Source organism: Rhizobium sp. NXC14 (genome assembly GCF_002117485.1).
GTDB lineage: Bacteria > Pseudomonadota > Alphaproteobacteria > Rhizobiales > Rhizobiaceae > Rhizobium.
Map to the genome: position 1 here is coordinate 3,133,182 of NZ_CP021030.1, position 16,813 is coordinate 3,149,994.

The window sequence follows — 16,813 nt, forward strand, 5'->3', positions numbered from 1 at the left end:
CTATGGAGATGACGATGCACAAGCCGGTTGAACTCGTGAGTTATGACAGGGAATGGCCGGAAGCTTTCCAGCGCATCCGAGCCAGGCTGCTGGCCTTGCTGCCGCAGGCGCTCGCCATTGATCACGTCGGCAGCACCGCCATACCTGATATGACCGCCAAGTCGCTCATCGATATCGACATCGTTCTTCCCGGTCTGGAGCATATCGAACCTGCGACGCAGGTGCTTCTCTCGGAAAATTACGAGCCGCGCGGCAATCGCTACGACGACGAGGTTTGGGCATTTTTGTCGAGAGATTCGTCGCCGGCGGAGCGGGTCTACCTTTGCCCGGCCGGCAACGGCACGCATCGAAACAGGCTGGCTTTCCGGGATTATCTCATCGCACATCCGGAGGCGGCGGCCGATTATGCCGCGCTCAAACGCAGGCTGGCAGCCGAATTCAGAATGGACGGCGATCGTTATACCGCTGAAAAGCGCGAATTTGTCGACACGATCGTCACGCGGGCATTGAAGGGATAGATCATGTCGCGCAAAAGTGTGCGCGATTTTGCGATAACGGCATGCGCGAAACAAAGGCCCAAAACGCAGCAAGCGAATTTGAAAGATCGCGACGCGCTTTAGGGTTGACGTCCCGCGCTCTGCGAGGCTCCGGCCATACGCTCCTGCCATAATCCGTCGACCACCTCGGTTTCCGGTCGGTCGCCACCCTCGGCATATTCCTCATGCCATTTGCCGTTTTCGTCCTGCCAGCTGATCTCGGCGGAATCGCCCCCGACCTGCTGTTCGGCCGCGACGATGCGCGCAGCTTCGAGCGCCTCGGCATGGGTCGGGAATGCCTCGGAATAGACGCCTCCCAGCCTGTAGGCCCAACCGCCGTCATGTGGCACGACTTCATAGACCACCTTGATCATGCATCCGTCTCCTCATCATCTTGTTGCGCATTCGCATGCTTCCGGACAGGGTCCGGATCATCGCGGCCGCGTGACGAGAATTCGAGGACGCCGCGATCTGCTTTCCGGCCCCGAGGGCGTCAGTATTCCATTAAACGCCCAAGACTGCAAATAGCAGAGTGCCGCCGCTTGCTTCCCATCCGAAATCAGTGACTTACTTAAAAGCGTGAATCGCAACGGGAGCTGAGATTTGGGCATCGCGTCACGCCTTAAAGAGGAGAAGTTCCTGGTCACCGCACTCGTCGTCGCGCTGACCGCCCACCTTCTGGAGCATGCGGTTAAGGAGATGGGGCGCGGCTTGGCGCTCGTCGCCGCCGCAGCACTCGTCGCCACCATCGTACTCGCCTCGATCCGCGTCGCCCATCATGCCGAACTGCTCGCCGTCAAGGTCGGTGATCCCTACGGCACGATGATCCTGACACTTTCGGCCCTCGCCGTCGAAGTCATCATTCTCGCTATCATGATGAGGGGCGAGAGCTCGCCAACCCTCGTGCGCAACACGATCTACTCAGCCCTGATGTTGGATATCAACGGCATCCTCGGTCTCGCAGCTCTCCTCGGCGGCCTCAAGCATGGGGAGCAGCCCTACAACGACAATTCGGGCAAGACCTACGGCGTGATGATCCTCACCGCCATGGGCATTTCGATGATCGTGCCGGAATTCGTGCCGAGCGATAAGTGGCACTATTATTCCGCCTTTACCATCATCGCGATGATCGCTCTCTACGGCCTCTTCCTGCGCATGCAGGTCGGCCAGCACAGCTATTTCTTCAGCTACAGCTACCCGCGCTCCGAGCGGAAGAAGGAAAGTCACCACGGACACGGCGCCGACGGACCGGCGGCCGTCTCGATCGCCACCATTCTCGTCGGAGTCGTCATTATCGGCCTGCTGGCGGAATTTATGTCGGCCTTCATGACCGAAGGCCTGCGCGACAGCGGCACGCCGATCGCGGTGACGGCGGTCGTCGTCGCGGCAATTTCGGCCGCCCCCGAAATCCTGACCGCCTTGCGGGCGGCGCTCAAGAATCGAATGCAGGCGACCGTCAACATCGCCATGGGCGCCTCGCTATCGACGGTGATCCTGACGGTGCCCGTGATGGAGGCGATCGCACTCTATACCGGCCAGCCCTTCATCATGGCGATGACCCCGGTGCAGACGGTGATGGTGACGATCACCTTGATTGCCGCCGCGATCAACCTCAACGACGGCGAGACAAACGCCATCGAGGGCATGACACATTTCATCCTCTTCGCCACCTTCGTCATGCTGACGGCGCTGGGGCTCTGAGGGCTCCTCCCCGCGGAGGAGGGGAAAGAACAGGCTGTTTAGGCGGGCTGTTGGGCGAAGAGCAGGCGTTCACGGGCTGCGAACCATTCCTCGGCGTAATCGTCGTTCTTGTATTCTTCGAAATACGGCCCGCCATCGGTGAAATGGACGTTCTTGGCATCTTCGCGGTAGTCGTATTCATTGACGAGGTAATTCCACGTCACCGGTAATTCGCCGATGAGGTCTTCATTCTCCAGCCACTTGAACTGATGCAGTTGCAGCCCGGTCGCGGTATTGACGTATTCCGGCGTCAGCGCGCGGCATTCGTCATTGTTGAAGAGCATGAGGCTCGACCAGTTCTTCTTTTCGTACTTGGTCTGCGTCTGGCCGAGGAACTTGATGTCGATCTTCGGCCGGTAATCGTGTTTGACGCACATGACGGCGTAACGCTCGTCGCGCAATGCCCAAAGCTCGGCGATATCGGCACGCATCAGCATGTCGCAATCCATGAAGATGCTCCAGCCCTCATAACCACTGAGATAGGGCGTCAGGAAACGCGAGAAGGAGAACTCAGTGGATTGCAGCGCGTTGCGCTGGCGAGTGAAAATCCTGCCAAGATTGGAGAGCGCAATGGGCGAGAACTCGACCGGGATCGACGACTTCTCGATGATGCTCTGCACGAGAACGTGGTAGGCGACCACTTCCTTGGGATCGAATCCCACAAATATTCGGACGTTCTGTTGTTCCATTGTCCACCTTGATCGCCAGCATCGGCAACAGCTTTCTTCGCCACCCACGCCTGTTAGCTAAGGCCTGCGATAGTCATCCCTTCGACTTTTCGAGAAAACGCTGCTTGCGGGTTTTCGGTTTGAACCGCCGAAAGAAATTATCGACGGCGCGGATGAATTTAGTGACGGACATCAGCCTGTCGATCTGGCTGTTCGTATTATCGAGCCGCTCCGACAAGACTTCAGCCGCGGTCATCGCGATCTCGATCGGCGGCACCCCGGGAAACCGTTTGGCAAGCGCTGAATAGGGGCTGGCATCGACGCCGCCCATCATCGAGATCGAACCCATGCGCGCAAAGAGACGCAGGAAAATCTGCTCGAACGTCCAATCGTGAACGTCGAACACCTTCCACTTCTCGCTCCGCTTCGCCGAAAAGCCGGCAAGCAGGATCTTGCCCGGCAACTGCAGATCGGCGAGCCACAACGCTACCGCAAAGCCGCTCGTCGCGATCTTGCCGATCGGATAGAGATCGGCGAGCATTTGCGTCAGATCGAGGTGACGGGCCTTAGCGCCTTCGAAGCGGCTCTTTTCGCTGAAATTTTCCTCGACGGAGACCCGGATATTGACGACGCCGAGGAAATCGTCGCCGCCAAAGAAGCGCAAGACATCCCCCGTTTCGCGCCGATGGACGATATGGGCGCCCATCACGTCGCTGCGGGCAACCAGCATGGAATGGCCGACGAAGGGTGCGTCGAGCACCTTATAGACCTTGTTGAAGAAGACGTAGAGCGCCGTCTCCGGCAATTCGCTCCGCAGCCGTTCGAGATCGACCGCCTCGCTGTTTGCTATCAGCACGATATGGGAGTAGCCCGACAACAGCGCCTTCCAAGCGTCCGGCGTCAGGAAATCGAAGCCGCCATCCGGAGCGGTCGTAGCCTTGTTATCGCTGGGGATTGATTCCATATCGGCTCACATGCATTTTCCAAAGACGATGCGCTCGGCCCGCCCGACTAGCTGTTGTTGAAATAGGCGCGCATCCGGGCAAGCCGCGTCAGGCCGCCGATCTGCTTTCCCACATGCGAGAGGAAGCCCGCCACTCGGTCCGTCGTCGACGGTTGCCTGCAGAAGGACGTCCAGGCTGTGTTGCGAAGATCTTCGGCATAACGATTGGCCATCCGCCGGTGCACCCAGGGAACGCTCGCCTGCCACGGCTTCTTGCGGCCGGTAAAATGAAAGATGGCCGGCCGATCAACGAAAGGCAGCAGGCCCGTCTGCGTATTCCAGCGCGGATGGAGCACCAACCAGTCGCCGTCGAAAGTGACGTTCAGCGCATCCTGGTCATTGTTCTCGAACAGGTGCGACCGCTGCTCGAAGATTTCCCGGGTTCTGGGGAAGAGCCCCCTCGCTCGGCAAGCCGACCAGTCGAACAGCAATACGCCGGCATTGAAGTAGCGGCCGCCCTCGCCCATGCCGATCTTGCGCTGGCGCGCGCCTGATTTCTCGGGAAAGGCCATGACATAGTCGTCAACGGCGGCAAGCGCCTTGCCTTGAAAATCAAGGGTGAAGAGTTCATCGACCGGCGCAACCGCCAGCACGTCGGCATCGAGATAAAGCAGGCGCTCGACATGGCCTGGTATATCCCGATCCATATAGAGCCGCGCCAGCGTGGCGGCGGACCAGCGGCCTCGCGCCTGGAGGCCGGGATCTGGCGTCTTATAGGGCAACACCCTGATCGCCATATCGTGAAGCCGCCCAAAATTATCGACCTCGGCGACCTCGTGCGGCTTGAGGTCGATGCCGAGAAGCAGGAACTCTACACCGGCATTCGTAAGATTGCGCTTGACGGAAAGCAGAGTGCAGCAGGCGGCCGGGAGCATGTTAACGTCAGAACAGACGATGACGGCACTCTGCTGCAAAATCCGGCCCCCCGAAGCGGCAAATTGAACTTGATGCCGGATATCTAGTTGGTTTGGCGTCCGCCCGCAACCGCAGATCACCCGACCTACCGGCACTCCGCGTCACCTTTTGAATCGGAATTCAACAACTTGCGAGGCGAAGCTGAATCTATGCGGCAACGCGTTGAATCGGGATGTGAGCTATAACCGCAGCCAACGCATCAGCCCGAAATTCGTTTCCAATATTTGCCAATGCTGCAGGCAAAAAAAGGCCCGCCGTCACCGGCAGGCCTTGAATCGATGTTATCGCCGTCCGTGTTACTTGCAGGCCGCGCAGAAGCGCTGGATGCGGCGGCAGGCTTCCTCGAGCAGATCTTCCGATGTCGCATAGGAGATGCGGAAATTCGGGCCTAGGCCGAAGGCGGAGCCGTGAACGACGGCGACGCCTTCCGACTCCAGAAGCTCGGAAACGAAATCTTCGTCCGTCTCGATGACCTTGCCCGACGGCGCCGTTTTGCCGATCAGGCCGGCGCAGGACGGATAGACGTAGAAGGCGCCTTCCGGCACTGGGCAGACGATACCCTTGGCCTGGTTCAGCATGGAGACGACGAGGTCGCGGCGACCTTCGAAGATCTTCTTGTTCGCCGGGATGAAGTCCTGGGTGCCGTTCAGCGCTTCGACAGCCGCCCACTGGGCGATCGACGTGGCACCCGAGGTCTGCTGACCCTGGATCATGTCCATGGCCTTGATGAGCTGGAGCGGGCCTGCGGCATAGCCGATACGCCAGCCGGTCATCGCATAGGCCTTGGAGACGCCGTTCATTGTCAGCGTGCGGTCATACAGGCTGGGCTCGACCTCCACGGGCGTGACGAATTTGAAGTCGCCATAGGTCAGGTGCTCGTACATATCGTCGGTCAGCACCCAGACATGCGGATGCTTCATCAGCACATCGGTCAGCGCCTTCAGCTCGGCATGCGTATAGGCCGCGCCCGTCGGGTTCGATGGCGAGTTGAAAATGAACCACTTCGTCTTCGGGGTGATCGCCTTTTCGAGATCGGCAGGCTGGAGTTTGAAGTTATGCTCCTGGGTAGCCGAAACGAACACCGGCGTGCCGCCGCAGAGCGCCACCATCTCCGGATAGGACACCCAGTAGGGCGCCGGAATGACGACCTCATCGCCCGGGTTCAGAGTCGCCATGAAGGCGTTGAACAGGATCTGCTTGCCGCCGGTGCCAACGATCGTCTGTTCCCAGGAATATTCAAGGCCGTTCTCGCGCTTGAACTTGGCGGCGATCGCCTTGCGCAGCTCAGGGATGCCGGAAACCGGCGTATACTTCGTCTCGCCACGGTTGATCGCGTCGATGGCAGCTGCCTTGATATTGTCTGGCGTATCGAAATCCGGCTCGCCTGCGCCGAGGCCAATGACGTCGCGTCCTTTCGCTTTCAGCTCACGCGCTTTCTGGGAGACGGCGATGGTGGCTGAAGGCTTCACACGGGAAAGAGCATCGGCAAGGAAGGCCATGATATCGGTCCTATTGGTTGAAACGGGCAGAAAGCCGGGACCGGAGTTCTGCGGTTAGCTCTATGTCCAATGTATGACGGCATTTCAAGCGCAAAGGCGTGATGGCGGCAATGATTCTTATTGATCGTTTTGCCGCACTGGCAAACCGACCCGCTCTCCATTTCGGCGCGGCTTGCGGCGCACGGTCGAAGCGCTCCGCAGCCAAGCACGCTTGCGGCGGGATTTAGCTCAGCCTAATCCTCCTCCCGATCCGATGCCGGCGCGTATCGGGCGTCAGGGAGGGTACGGTTAGAAATGACGGACGTCCGGGAATTGAACCAGGCCGAAGCTCGGCAATATCAGTAGCAGACGACAGGCCAGGACATCGCTCGCCGCAACTACCTGAGCCTCGGTACGGCGATCCTGCCGCCACGAATAAGCCGTAACAAATGCAACCCGCCGCCGCAATTCGGTCGCGAGGGCGCCGAGATCGAAGCTGCATCATTCCCTCATCCAAAATTGGTTATTGAGGGTAGGCCAATGTTTCTGGAAGATGAGTTCGCCATCGGGCGCATGCGCATGCGCCGGATCTCCATTTCATGTCTTGTCGCCATCACCGTTTTTGTCGCCTGCATCGCCGCGATGCTGGGACTTGCCTCCGCCGCCCGCGCCGAGACGCCGCAGGCATCCGGTCAGCTCGCGGCCTTTGTGCGGCCGAACGACGTCAATAGCGGTTCGCTGCTCTTTCCTTCGAAGGAACCGGGCTTTTATGTCGAAGCGCCGCGGCTGAAGACCGACGTTGCAATCGATGTCTCCGGCCCGATCGCCAGGGTGAAGGTGACCCAGCGCTTCCAGAACCCGAGCCAGGGCCGGGTCGAGGGCACCTACGTCTTCCCGCTGCCCGACAATTCGGCCGTTGACGCGCTGAAGATGCAGATCGGCGAACGCTTCATCGAAGGCCAGATCAAGCCGCGCCGGGAAGCCCGCGAGATCTATGAGCAGGCCAAGGCCGAGGGCAAGAAGACGGCGCTGCTCGAACAGCAGCGGCCGAACATCTTCACCAATCAGGTTGCCAATATCGGCCCCGGTGAAGAGATCGTCGTGCAGATCGAATATCAGCAAACGGTCCATCAGTCCGGCGGTGAATTCTCGCTGCGTTTCCCGATGGTCGTCGCGCCGCGCTATAATCCGGCGCCGATCGTCCAAACTGTCGAGTTCAACAACGGCGCCGGCTTCGCAACGCCGAGCGACCCGGTGGAAAATCGGGAGAAGATCGAAGCTCCGGTGCTCGACCCTCGCGAGAATGCCAGGATCAACCCCGTCTCGCTGACCATCAACCTTGAGGCCGGCTTCCCGCTCGGTGAAGTCAAATCCTCATTCCACGACGTCGATATCGGACAGGACGGCGACCAGGCGAGAACGATCAGCCTAAAAGGAGACGCGGTTCCTGCCGACAAGGATTTCGAGCTCACCTGGAAAGCCGCTCCCGGCAAGACGCCAAGCGCCGGCCTGTTCCGTGAAGCGATTGATGGCAAGACCTACCTGCTTGCCTTCATCACTCCGCCCACCGCGCCGGATGCTCCAGTACCGTCAAAACGCGAGGTGGTCTTCGTCATCGACAATTCCGGCTCGATGTCCGGCCAGTCGATCGAACAGGCAAGACAGAGCCTGGCGCTTGCCATCTCCAGGCTCAACCCCGAGGACCGCTTCAACGTCATCCGTTTCGACGATACGATGACCGACTATTTCAACGGCCTCGTCGCCGCCACCCCCGATAACCGCGAAAAGGCCATCGCTTATATCAGGAGCCTGAACGCCGATGGCGGCACGGAAATGCTGCCGGCGCTCGAGGACGCGCTGCGCAACCAAGGCCCGATCGCAAGCGGAGCGCTGCGCCAGGTCGTATTCCTGACGGATGGCGCGATAGGCAACGAACAGCAGCTCTTCCAGGAAATCACCGCGAGCCGCGGCGATGCCCGCGTCTTCACCGTCGGCATCGGCTCGGCGCCGAACACCTATTTCATGACCAAAGCCGCCGAGGTCGGCCGCGGCACCTTCACCCAGATCGGCTCGACCGATCAGGTGGCAAGCCGCATGAGCGAACTCTTCGCCAAGCTGCAGAACCCCGCCATGACCGATATCGCCGCGACCTTCCAAGGCATCGAAGCCGAGGATATCACGCCGAACCCGATGCCCGACCTCTATAGCGGCGAGCCTGTGGTTCTGACAGCGGAACTGCCGCAGGACAAGGCTGCCGGAAAGCTGCAGATCGTCGGCAAGACAGCCAACCAGCCCTGGCGCGTCGAGATGGATATCGCCAATGCCGCAGACGGCAACGGCATTTCCAAGCTCTGGGCGCGACGCAAGATCGACGATTTCGAGGCCCGCGCCTATGAGCGCCAGGATCCCGCCGCGCTCGACAAGGACATCGAAACGGTGGCGCTTGCCCACCACCTCGTCTCGCGCGTCACCAGCCTGGTCGCCGTGGACGTCACGCCGTCGCGTCCGGCAAACGAGCCGCTCGGCTCGGCGAAGCTGCCGCTCAACCTGCCCGAGGGCTGGGACTTCAGGAAGGTTTTCGGCGAAAATTCTGTCCCACCCGGCGGCGCAGAGCGCCACGGCGCGGCTGCGCCTGATGGAAGCGCCGAACCGCAACAGGCCGCAGCCGCAACACAGGCTTTCGCCGCGTCGCCCGAGATCGCGAACCTGATGGCTGCTGCACCAACGGCGAAAGCCGCCACGCTGATCGCACTGAAGAGTTCGACCGTGAACCTGCCGCAGACGGCGACGCGCGCCGACGAGCAGATCATGCGCGGGCTGACCATGCTGCTGCTGGCCCTGGTGGCGGCGAGCGGGCTCGCCATCTGGCGCCGCCGCCTGAAGGGTCTCATCATGGCCGGAGCCAAGCGCAATGGTTTCTAGAAACAATCAGGAAGCGGTCGAATTCGAGCCGCTTCCGACCTATCTGGAACTCGCCATGGCCGCCGCCACGGCCCACGACATGCCGAAGGCACGGAGGAGAAAGGGTTTCTTCCTCTGGCGCCTTTCGCCGATCGAAAAGACGATCGCCTTCGCCATTGCCGGTCTTGCCTTTTACGGCTTGGCGCTGATCGGCGACGGCTTCCTGCTGAAGGCGAAGGCGGAAATCTCGCAAATCCTGCTGAAGCGTGCTTTTGCCGCCGAACTGAGCGGCAAGGAGACGAAACCCTGGCCCTGGGCCGATTTCACCACGATGGCCAGGGTGCGTGCGCCGCGCCTCGGCAAGGACGCGATCGTGCTTTCCGGCGCATCCGGCGAGGCCCTCGCCTTCGGCCCGGCCTGGCTCGCCAATACACCGCAGCCGGGTGACGAGGGCACCTCCGTCATCGCCGCCCATCGCGACACCCATTTTCGCTGGCTGCAGTATATAAGGCCGGGCGATACGATCGAAGTTATCCGCCGCGACGGTAAGCTATTGACCTTCAAGGCCGGCCAAGGCCGCATTGCCCCCTGGGACGCGAGCGGCATCGACCCCGCCTCCGATGGTCGACGCCTCGTACTAGCCACCTGCTGGCCCTTCGATGCGACCGAACGCGGGCCGCTGCGCTACATCCTCGAAGCCGAACTGGTCGATGGTAACGCGACCGGCTCCGTTCACCCGGCAAACACAAAGCCGTTATTACAGACAGACTGAGGCTTGAAGCTCTGCCCTGCCCACTCCACGTTCCGGATGGAGAGACGAGGGGAAGCAAATGACGAGAATATCCGCCTTCCATTTCGCAGCGACGCTGATTCTGTTTGGCGCCACATCGGCCAATGCGGCCAATAGCGTCAACACGCAGGGTCCTACGGTTCGCGTCGAAAAACTGGCCGATGGTCTCGAACACCCCTGGGCGGTCGAAGTATTGCCCGACGGCGCCTATCTCGTCACCGAGCGGCCGGGCCGCATACGTATCATCCGCAATGGCAAGCTTTCCGAGCCGATCGGCAACGTGCCCAAGGTCAATGCCCGCGGCCAGGGCGGTCTTATGGACGTGGCGCTTGCCCCGGATTTTGCCAAGAGCAGAAAACTCTATTTCACCGCCGCCATCGCCAACAGGCAGGGCTCCGGCACCGAGGCCTTCAGCGCAACGCTGTCTCCCGACGAAAAGAGGCTTCAGGCGGTCACGCCCATCTTCACCATGCGGCGCTTCACGTTAGGCAACATCCAATATGGCGCGCGCATCGCAATCGCCCGCGATGGCACGCTGTTCATCAGCGTCGGCGACCGCGGCGACCGCGACCGCTCGCAGGATTGGCAGGACGATGCCGGCTCGATCGTCCATATCAATGCCGACGGCAGCATCCCCGCCGACAATCCGTTCAAGGACGGCGGCAAGGCGCTGCCGGAGATCTGGTCGAAGGGCCACCGCAACCCGCAAGGCATCACCTTCGATGCGAAGAACGGCAAGCTCTACACCGTCGAACATGGCGCACGCGGCGGCGACGAGATCAATCAGATCGAAGCGGGCAAGAATTATGGTTGGCCGATCATCACCTACGGCCGTGACTATTCAGGCGCCGAGATCGGCGAAGGCACCGCCAAAAAAGGGCTGGAGCAGCCGCTGCACTATTGGGATCCTTCGATCGCGCCCGGCGCGCTCGCTGTCTATCGCGGCGCCATGTTCCCGGAATGGGACGGCGACTTCCTCGTCGCGGCGCTGAAATTCCAGCTGCTCTCGCGCATGCAGCGCGACGAGAGCGGCGCGTTCATCGCCGAGGAGCGCTTGTTCGAGGGCGACTACGGCCGCATCCGCGACGTCATTGTAGCGCCCGACGGCGCGCTGCTGATGCTGACGGACGAGGACGACGGCGCGCTGCTCAGGGTCTCGCGCGCTCAGGCCAACAACGGTTGAGCGGTCACAGCGCGCCGCGCAATTCCTTGCGAATGACGAATTTCAGCCCGGACCAGATCTCGTCGACTGCGCAGACCTTCACATCGACCAGGCCCGTTGGCAGCAGGATCTCCCGCAGCACATCCTCGGTGATATCGGTGGGCACGCGTGAGCTCTTCTTCGGCCAGGAGATCCAGATCATGCCGTCGGGCTTCAGGACCCGGAACAGCGTCGGCGCCGCCGCTTCCAACACTACGCGGTCAGTCACAAATAGATGGACATAATCGAGCGCCCGCAAAAGAGTCTCGGGAAGCAGGCGGATGACCGAAGCAAAACCGCCGAAACCATTGATGTCGTCGATCGTTTCGGGAACACCGAGAAGAGCGGCAGCCTGCCCATGCGCAAGCCCGAGCTTCCTGGCCAGCGGCGCACCGGAATAGCCTGCCATTCCGGATACCGCCATACCGCTCGCCGGCGTCTGTTTTTCGCGTTGCATGCCTCCACCTCCGCCATCAGCGCCAAGTCTTCGCCCTTGCCTAGAGGAAAGGCAACTGCTAACCGCTCGAACAGATCTCCCTTCCTCATCGAGGACGACATGACGCGCATTCAGGCGAACCTCCTCCTGTTGCTTGCAGCCGCCATCTGGGGCGGCGGCTTCGTCGCGCAGTCGACGGCGATGAAGGCGATCGGCCCCTTCTGGTTCATCGCCTTACGTTTTGCCGTCGCCACATTGGCCGTCTTGCCTTTCGTTCTTCTGGAAGCGCGCAAGGCAGAGGTGAAAACCAGCGCGCGCCATGCCAAGCTCTATATCCTCACCGGCCTTGCCCTTTTCAGCGGCGCCGCCACCCAGCAGGTCGGCCTGCAGACGACGACGGTGACGAATTCCAGCTTCATCACTGGCCTCTATGTCGTCTTCGTGCCGCTCATTGCCGTGTTTTTCCTGCGCCGTGCCCCGCATTGGATCATCTGGCCGGGCGCGCTGATGGCGCTCGCCGGCATCTATCTCCTGTCCGGCGGTCATCTCTCGGCGCTCACCTCAGGCGATCTCCTGACCGTGGCCTGCGCCGCCTTCTGGGCGATCCAGATCACCCTTGCCGGCATGACCGTCTCCGAGAGCGGAAGGCCGCTCGCGCTGGCCGCCACGCAATTTGCCGTCACCACGGCCTGCGCGTTGGCCGTTGCCGCAGCGGTCGAACCGATCAGCCTTTCGGCGATTTGGGCCGCAGGACCTGAGATCCTTTATGTCGGCATCTTCTCGTCCGGCTTGGCCTTCGTGCTGCAGGTGATTGCCCAGCGCTACACGACTCCGTCGCAGGCGGCGATCTTCCTTTCGTCCGAAGCGCTCTTCGGCGCATCGCTCGCAGCCCTGATTCTCGGTGAGTCGATGCCGGCCACCGGATATACAGGTTGTGCGCTAATGTTTATCGCTATGCTTGTAGTCGAGATCGTGCCCGGCTTTGCTCGCCGCCGGTTGTCAGCCGCCTGAACATGCGTCCAAATATGGATGGACGCCGGATTCAAAAAATTTTTAGGGAGCTCGCTAGCCCGTTTACGTTGTATTTTTGGCAAAATCTGCCCGAAACTTACATTGCGGGCGACTATAAATCGTTAATCATCTCCCATTCGCGACGGAAATTTTGCGTTTTTGTGCAAACCAGACGTGGGCAGCAGTGTGCCCGGAAGGACACGTTAAAAAACTTTTGCTTGCCAAAATCCCTTAAACGCAGCACTCTCAGCGCGTTCGGGCATTTTGCGAGCATGGGAAGTCCTTAAGTATTTGCGCGCCGGGAACGCTAATATTCCGGTCAGCCGGTTCCAAACAAAGCAGGCGAAAGTCCTGCTTGGAGCAGGCCGAGGTAGAGGGGACCTTTTTCTCAAATTTCAAGACTTGCCTGCCAACGCCTCCCGCAAGGAGGCAATGCTATGATGCTGCCCGTGTGGATGGCGGGCAGAGAGAAAAGGACCTGACGCATGGCCGAGACTGGCACTGTAAAATTCTTCAATACCGACAAGGGCTTCGGCTTCATCAAGCCGGACCGGGGCGGCGCCGATATCTTCGTTCACATTTCTGCCGTACAGGCCTCCGGGCTGGCCGGTTTGACGGAAAACCAGAAGGTAAGCTTCGACACGGAGCCGGATCGCCGCGGCAAGGGCCCCAAGGCCGTCAATCTGCAGATTGCCGGCTGAGCCCTTAACAAGGCTGTCGAATTCGAGTTGAAGCCCGGCAGCAATGCCGGGTTTTGTCGTTCAGCCTTCGTTCAGCCAGGAATCTTTAGGACTGACACCATCGAGAAGGAACCGGCGTTCGGTTTCCGAGATTAGGACTTGATGCTTATGAACAGGCTCGCCAAAACTCTTCTGCTGACGGCAACGGCTGCCGCGCTTTCTCTCTCCGTCATCGGCGAGGCCTCGGCCGGTGACCACCACTGGCGCCATCATCACAACAACGATGCCCTCGTCGGTGGCGCTGTCGGTCTCGCCACCGGGTTGATTGTCGGCTCGGCTATCGCCAACGCCAATAATGGCCCTGTTTATGACGAACCCCGCTACATCGACCCGCCGTACGAGCCAGAATATTACGAGCCGGCTCCGGTCTATCGCGCTCCGCGCCGCGTCTATGTCGAGCAGCCGCAATATGTTGAACAGCCTAGATATTATGCGCCTGCGCGCGCGTCGGTAGAGCCCTGGTCACCGCAATGGGAGCGTTATTGCTCCTACCGCTACCGCTCCTTCGATCCGCGCAGCGGCACCTATATCGGCAATGATGGCCGCAGTCACTTCTGCACCGCCGGCTGATCTGCCAACACGTCATCGCGAAGCGCCGCTCTCCAGCGGCGCTTTTGTTTTTGCCTCGTTCAGCCCGCCTTCTTCTCCCAGGGCATCGCCCGCATCTCGGCATCCGGCTCGAAATCGGTCGAGACGCTGACCGCGCGCCATGCCCGATCGGCCTCGATGCGTGCCGCATCCGCCTTCTCGACATTGCGCACAGCATCGCTGCCGAGCAGCAACCGGAGCGGCGGCTGATCGAGACCGGCAATGTGAATGACGACGGCGGCCGCTTTGGCAGGATCGCCAGGTTGACGGCCGTCATATTCACGTTGGAAGCGCACCGTGGCGCCGACCGTTTCCGCATAGTCCGCGCGCCCCTCGGCCAGCACCGTCGAGGCACCGGCAAAATCAGTTCTGAAACCGCCGGGTTCGACCACTGTCACCTTGATGCCGAATGGCGCGACTTCCTTCGACAACACCTCCGAAAAGCCCTCGACTGCAAATTTGGCTGCCGAATAGGCGCCACGTCCGGCGGGTCCGATACGGCCGCCGACGGATGAGAACTGGATGATATGGCCCGCACGCTGTTCGCGCATCAGGGCGATCACCGCCTTGGTCATGATAACAGTACCGAAGAGGTTGGTCTCGACCTGGGCTCGGAAATTGGCGAGGCTGGTATCCTCGATCGGACTGACATTGCCGTAGCCGGCATTGTTGACAAGCACGTCGATACGGCCGAACCGCTTCACGCCAGCTTCCACCGCGGCAGCTGCCGCTTCCTCGTCGGTCACGTCGAGCGCCAGCGTCAGCACCTGATTGCCATATTGTTCGGAAAGATCCGCAAGCCGGGCAGGATCGCGCGCCGTCGCCACCAGATTATCGCCGGCGGCCAGAACCGCCTCCGCCAGCGCCCGGCCGAGACCACGCGAACAGCCTGTAATCAACCACACCTTCGACATCGGAAACCTCTCCTTGATTGGTTCCACGAGCATGTAGGTCCTATTGTTCCCGATCGAAAGAAGGTACCAGAATGATCTATACACACCTCGAGGTAACTGAAGTGGCCGGCGACATATTCGATTTCTGCTGCAACATGACTGAAGAGCAGGATGCACGAGCGCGCGCCTTGATAGAACGGGCGGCGGCGAAATGGCCACTGCGCATCCTGCACGCACTATCGGATGCCGGCGCACCCTTACGCTTCTCGCGCCTCATGGAGCGGATCGAGGGCATCAGCCAGAAAGTGCTGACGCAGACGCTGCGCACCCTCGAAAGCGACGGCCTCATTATTCGCACCCTCTATCCCGAGATTCCACCGCGCGTTGAATATGAATTGACGCCGCTTGGCCGCGACCTCCTCATGCAGGTCGTCACTCTCTGGCGTTGGATCGTGGAGCGCCTGGATGAGTTCGATTCGCGCAAGGCCGTGAAGCTGACGGCAACGGACAATTAGGCCGGAATACGGATCGTTGCCCGTAAGCCCCCGAGCGGGCTGTCGCCCAGCGTGACGTTGCCGCCATGGCTGCGGGCAATATCGCGGGCAATCGCAAGACCGAGGCCGGTGCCGGATGCATCCAGGTTGCGGGCTGCGTCCAGCCGGAAGAACGGCTTGAACACGTCCTCGCGATTCTTTTCCGGAATGCCCGGCCCGTCATCGTCGAAGATAACAGTCAGCCACTTGGCATTGTGCTTGGCCTCGATGTCGAGCCTATTGGCATAACGGCGCGCGTTCGAGGCAAGGTTGGTGACGAGACGCGTGAACGCATTCGGCCTGACGGAAATGTCGTCGTCGCCTTCGATCGAATAGCTGAACTGCTTACGATGCAGGACGAAATCGGACTCCAGCTTGGCGAAGATCTCGCTGAGCTTCAGCTCGCCGACATCCTCTTCGACCTCGCCGCGGGCGAAGGCCATGTAGGCCTCCAGCATCGTCTGCATATCATTGACGTCGTCGTTCAGGCCATGCAGGTCGGGATTGTCGCCGGCGAGCGCCAGTTGCAGCTTGAAGCGGGTGAGAATGGTGCGCAGATCATGGCTGACGCCGGAAAGCATCGCCGTACGCTGCTCGATCTGCCGCTCGATGCGTTCACGCATCAGAATGAAGGCAAGGCCGGCGCGCCTGACTTCGTCGGCGCCTCGCGGATAGAAATTGTCGGGCTTCTGCCCTTTGCCGAAGCTTTCGGCAGCCCGCGCCAGCATCAGGATCGGCCGGATCTGCCCGCGCAGGAAGAGAATCGAAATGCCGATCAGCACCAGCGACGTGCCGACCATCCAGACGATGAAGATGTGGGTGTTGGAGGCATAGGTCTGACTGCGCTTGGCCAGCACCCGCAGGATCTTGTTCTCGAGCTTGATCCGGATTTCGACGAGGTTCGAGTTGCCAACCGTGTCGATCCAGAAAGGCCGGTGAATCTCGTCGGTGATCTCATCGCTGAGGATGCCGTCAAGGATCGAGAAGAAGGGCTTGACGCGCGGCGGCGGCAGATCGCCGTCCGGCTCAATCGAAATCTGCAGGTTAAGCTGATCGCGCGCGATGCGGATGATCTCGCTATAGTCGGAATTCTGCGGATAGGTCTCGACGATCTCGATGATGGCGGCGATGTCGCGGGTGACGGCGAGCGACAGGCGCTCGGTCACCATTTGCCAGTGACGCTCCATGAAGACGGCGGCGACGACGGATTGCAGCAGCACCATCGGGATGATGATGATCAGCAGCGAGCGCGCGTAGAGCCCGGTGGGCAATCGGCGCCGCAGCCAGCGGACGATCCAGCGCCAGCCCGCCGCCGGAGCGCGGTCTTCCCGCCGCAAACTGTCCATTGTCACCATCGTCGGTCCCGGCCGTTCAGAGCGC

At 60.8% G+C, this 16,813-nt stretch carries 17 protein-coding genes; 9 read left to right on the plus strand and 8 right to left on the minus strand.

Going from position 1 to position 16,813, the window contains the following annotated elements:
• Positions 1-8 precede the first annotated feature (8 nt).
• On the plus strand, positions 9-518 hold the full coding sequence (locus tag NXC14_RS15440) for a GrpB family protein (RefSeq protein WP_085780141.1): 510 nt from the start codon (positions 9-11) through the stop codon (positions 516-518).
• A 98-nt stretch (positions 519-616) separates the two neighbouring features.
• Here NXC14_RS15440 and NXC14_RS15445 read toward each other — a convergent pair whose 3' ends face one another.
• Entirely contained in the window at positions 617-910 is a 294-nt protein-coding gene (locus NXC14_RS15445) for a DUF2188 domain-containing protein (protein WP_085778883.1), read from the minus strand.
• Positions 911-1,139: 229 nt separating this feature from the next.
• Here NXC14_RS15445 and NXC14_RS15450 point away from each other — a divergent pair, with 229 nt between their 5' ends.
• Positions 1,140-2,237, plus strand: coding sequence for a calcium:proton antiporter (locus tag NXC14_RS15450; RefSeq protein WP_085778884.1), 1,098 nt, complete (start codon positions 1,140-1,142; stop codon positions 2,235-2,237).
• A gap of 38 nt (positions 2,238-2,275) precedes the next feature.
• Here NXC14_RS15450 and NXC14_RS15455 read toward each other — a convergent pair whose 3' ends face one another.
• The 4 genes from NXC14_RS15455 to NXC14_RS15470 all read right to left on the minus strand — a co-directional run bounded on the left by NXC14_RS15455 (position 2,276) and on the right by NXC14_RS15470 (position 6,361).
• On the minus strand, positions 2,276-2,965 hold the full coding sequence (locus NXC14_RS15455) for a glycosyltransferase (protein WP_085778885.1): 690 nt from the start codon (positions 2,963-2,965) through the stop codon (positions 2,276-2,278).
• A gap of 73 nt (positions 2,966-3,038) precedes the next feature.
• Entirely contained in the window at positions 3,039-3,908 is an 870-nt protein-coding gene (locus NXC14_RS15460; RefSeq protein ID WP_085778886.1) for a 3-deoxy-manno-octulosonate cytidylyltransferase, read from the minus strand.
• A gap of 47 nt (positions 3,909-3,955) precedes the next feature.
• Positions 3,956-4,861, minus strand: coding sequence for a glycosyltransferase family 8 protein (locus NXC14_RS15465; protein WP_085778887.1), 906 nt, complete (start codon positions 4,859-4,861; stop codon positions 3,956-3,958).
• Positions 4,862-5,158: 297 nt separating this feature from the next.
• Positions 5,159-6,361 carry a pyridoxal phosphate-dependent aminotransferase gene (locus NXC14_RS15470; RefSeq protein ID WP_085778888.1) on the minus strand — a complete coding sequence of 401 codons (1,203 nt, stop codon included), beginning with the start codon at positions 6,359-6,361 and terminating at the stop codon, positions 5,159-5,161.
• 519 nt (positions 6,362-6,880) lie between these two features.
• Between NXC14_RS15470 and NXC14_RS15475 the strand changes: the two genes are divergently transcribed.
• Genes NXC14_RS15475 through NXC14_RS15485 form a run of 3 tightly spaced genes read left to right on the plus strand, consistent with a single transcriptional unit; the run spans position 6,881 to position 11,214 of the window.
• Positions 6,881-9,262 carry a marine proteobacterial sortase target protein gene (locus tag NXC14_RS15475; RefSeq protein ID WP_085778889.1) on the plus strand — a complete coding sequence of 794 codons (2,382 nt, stop codon included), beginning with the start codon at positions 6,881-6,883 and terminating at the stop codon, positions 9,260-9,262.
• Positions 9,252-10,013, plus strand: coding sequence for a class GN sortase (locus NXC14_RS15480; protein WP_085778890.1), 762 nt, complete (start codon positions 9,252-9,254; stop codon positions 10,011-10,013). The genes NXC14_RS15475 and NXC14_RS15480 overlap by 11 nt, the downstream gene beginning before the upstream one ends.
• Positions 10,014-10,071: 58 nt before the next feature.
• A complete protein-coding gene (locus NXC14_RS15485; RefSeq protein ID WP_085778891.1) occupies positions 10,072-11,214 on the plus strand; it encodes a PQQ-dependent sugar dehydrogenase in 1,143 nt (380 codons plus the stop codon).
• A gap of 4 nt (positions 11,215-11,218) precedes the next feature.
• Here the strand turns inward: NXC14_RS15485 and NXC14_RS15490 are convergent, their stop codons facing one another.
• On the minus strand, positions 11,219-11,689 hold the full coding sequence (locus tag NXC14_RS15490; protein WP_085778892.1) for a DUF3052 domain-containing protein: 471 nt from the start codon (positions 11,687-11,689) through the stop codon (positions 11,219-11,221).
• Positions 11,690-11,788: 99 nt separating this feature from the next.
• Between NXC14_RS15490 and NXC14_RS15495 the strand changes: the two genes are divergently transcribed.
• From NXC14_RS15495 to NXC14_RS15505, 3 genes are all read left to right on the plus strand, one after another.
• Positions 11,789-12,679, plus strand: coding sequence for a DMT family transporter (locus NXC14_RS15495; RefSeq protein WP_085778893.1), 891 nt, complete (start codon positions 11,789-11,791; stop codon positions 12,677-12,679).
• Between the two features lie 485 nt (positions 12,680-13,164).
• Positions 13,165-13,380 (plus strand): cold-shock protein, encoded by a 216-nt coding sequence (locus NXC14_RS15500; protein ID WP_003561293.1) that lies wholly within the window; start codon positions 13,165-13,167, stop codon positions 13,378-13,380.
• Between the two features lie 147 nt (positions 13,381-13,527).
• On the plus strand, positions 13,528-13,989 hold the full coding sequence (locus NXC14_RS15505; protein WP_085780142.1) for a BA14K family protein: 462 nt from the start codon (positions 13,528-13,530) through the stop codon (positions 13,987-13,989).
• Positions 13,990-14,048: 59 nt separating this feature from the next.
• Here the strand turns inward: NXC14_RS15505 and NXC14_RS15510 are convergent, their stop codons facing one another.
• The gene (locus NXC14_RS15510) at positions 14,049-14,921 is read right to left on the minus strand and encodes an oxidoreductase (protein ID WP_085780143.1); all 873 of its coding nucleotides are present in this window, start codon (positions 14,919-14,921) and stop codon (positions 14,049-14,051) included.
• 71 nt (positions 14,922-14,992) lie between these two features.
• Here NXC14_RS15510 and NXC14_RS15515 point away from each other — a divergent pair, with 71 nt between their 5' ends.
• A complete protein-coding gene (locus NXC14_RS15515) occupies positions 14,993-15,415 on the plus strand; it encodes a helix-turn-helix domain-containing protein (protein ID WP_085778894.1) in 423 nt (140 codons plus the stop codon).
• Here the strand turns inward: NXC14_RS15515 and NXC14_RS15520 are convergent.
• Positions 15,412-16,788 (minus strand): ATP-binding protein, encoded by a 1,377-nt coding sequence (locus NXC14_RS15520; RefSeq protein WP_085778895.1) that lies wholly within the window; start codon positions 16,786-16,788, stop codon positions 15,412-15,414. The genes NXC14_RS15515 and NXC14_RS15520 overlap by 4 nt on opposite strands.
• Positions 16,789-16,813 lie beyond the last annotated feature (25 nt).

Coding starts and splice junctions, on each gene's coding strand:
- NXC14_RS15440 (WP_085780141.1), top strand. CDS start 9: ATGACGATGCACAAGCCGGTTGAACTCGTGAGTTATGACAGGGAATGG.
- NXC14_RS15445 (WP_085778883.1), bottom strand. CDS start 910: ATGATCAAGGTGGTCTATGAAGTCGTGCCACATGACGGCGGTTGGGCC.
- NXC14_RS15455 (WP_085778885.1), bottom strand. CDS start 2,965: ATGGAACAACAGAACGTCCGAATATTTGTGGGATTCGATCCCAAGGAA.
- NXC14_RS15460 (WP_085778886.1), bottom strand. CDS start 3,908: ATGGAATCAATCCCCAGCGATAACAAGGCTACGACCGCTCCGGATGGC.
- NXC14_RS15470 (WP_085778888.1), bottom strand. CDS start 6,361: ATGGCCTTCCTTGCCGATGCTCTTTCCCGTGTGAAGCCTTCAGCCACC.
- NXC14_RS15475 (WP_085778889.1), top strand. CDS start 6,881: ATGTTTCTGGAAGATGAGTTCGCCATCGGGCGCATGCGCATGCGCCGG.
- NXC14_RS15480 (WP_085778890.1), top strand. CDS start 9,252: ATGGTTTCTAGAAACAATCAGGAAGCGGTCGAATTCGAGCCGCTTCCG.
- NXC14_RS15485 (WP_085778891.1), top strand. CDS start 10,072: ATGACGAGAATATCCGCCTTCCATTTCGCAGCGACGCTGATTCTGTTT.
- NXC14_RS15490 (WP_085778892.1), bottom strand. CDS start 11,689: ATGCAACGCGAAAAACAGACGCCGGCGAGCGGTATGGCGGTATCCGGA.
- NXC14_RS15495 (WP_085778893.1), top strand. CDS start 11,789: ATGACGCGCATTCAGGCGAACCTCCTCCTGTTGCTTGCAGCCGCCATC.
- NXC14_RS15500 (WP_003561293.1), top strand. CDS start 13,165: ATGGCCGAGACTGGCACTGTAAAATTCTTCAATACCGACAAGGGCTTC.
- NXC14_RS15505 (WP_085780142.1), top strand. CDS start 13,528: ATGAACAGGCTCGCCAAAACTCTTCTGCTGACGGCAACGGCTGCCGCG.
- NXC14_RS15510 (WP_085780143.1), bottom strand. CDS start 14,921: ATGTCGAAGGTGTGGTTGATTACAGGCTGTTCGCGTGGTCTCGGCCGG.
- NXC14_RS15515 (WP_085778894.1), top strand. CDS start 14,993: ATGATCTATACACACCTCGAGGTAACTGAAGTGGCCGGCGACATATTC.
- NXC14_RS15520 (WP_085778895.1), bottom strand. CDS start 16,788: ATGGTGACAATGGACAGTTTGCGGCGGGAAGACCGCGCTCCGGCGGCG.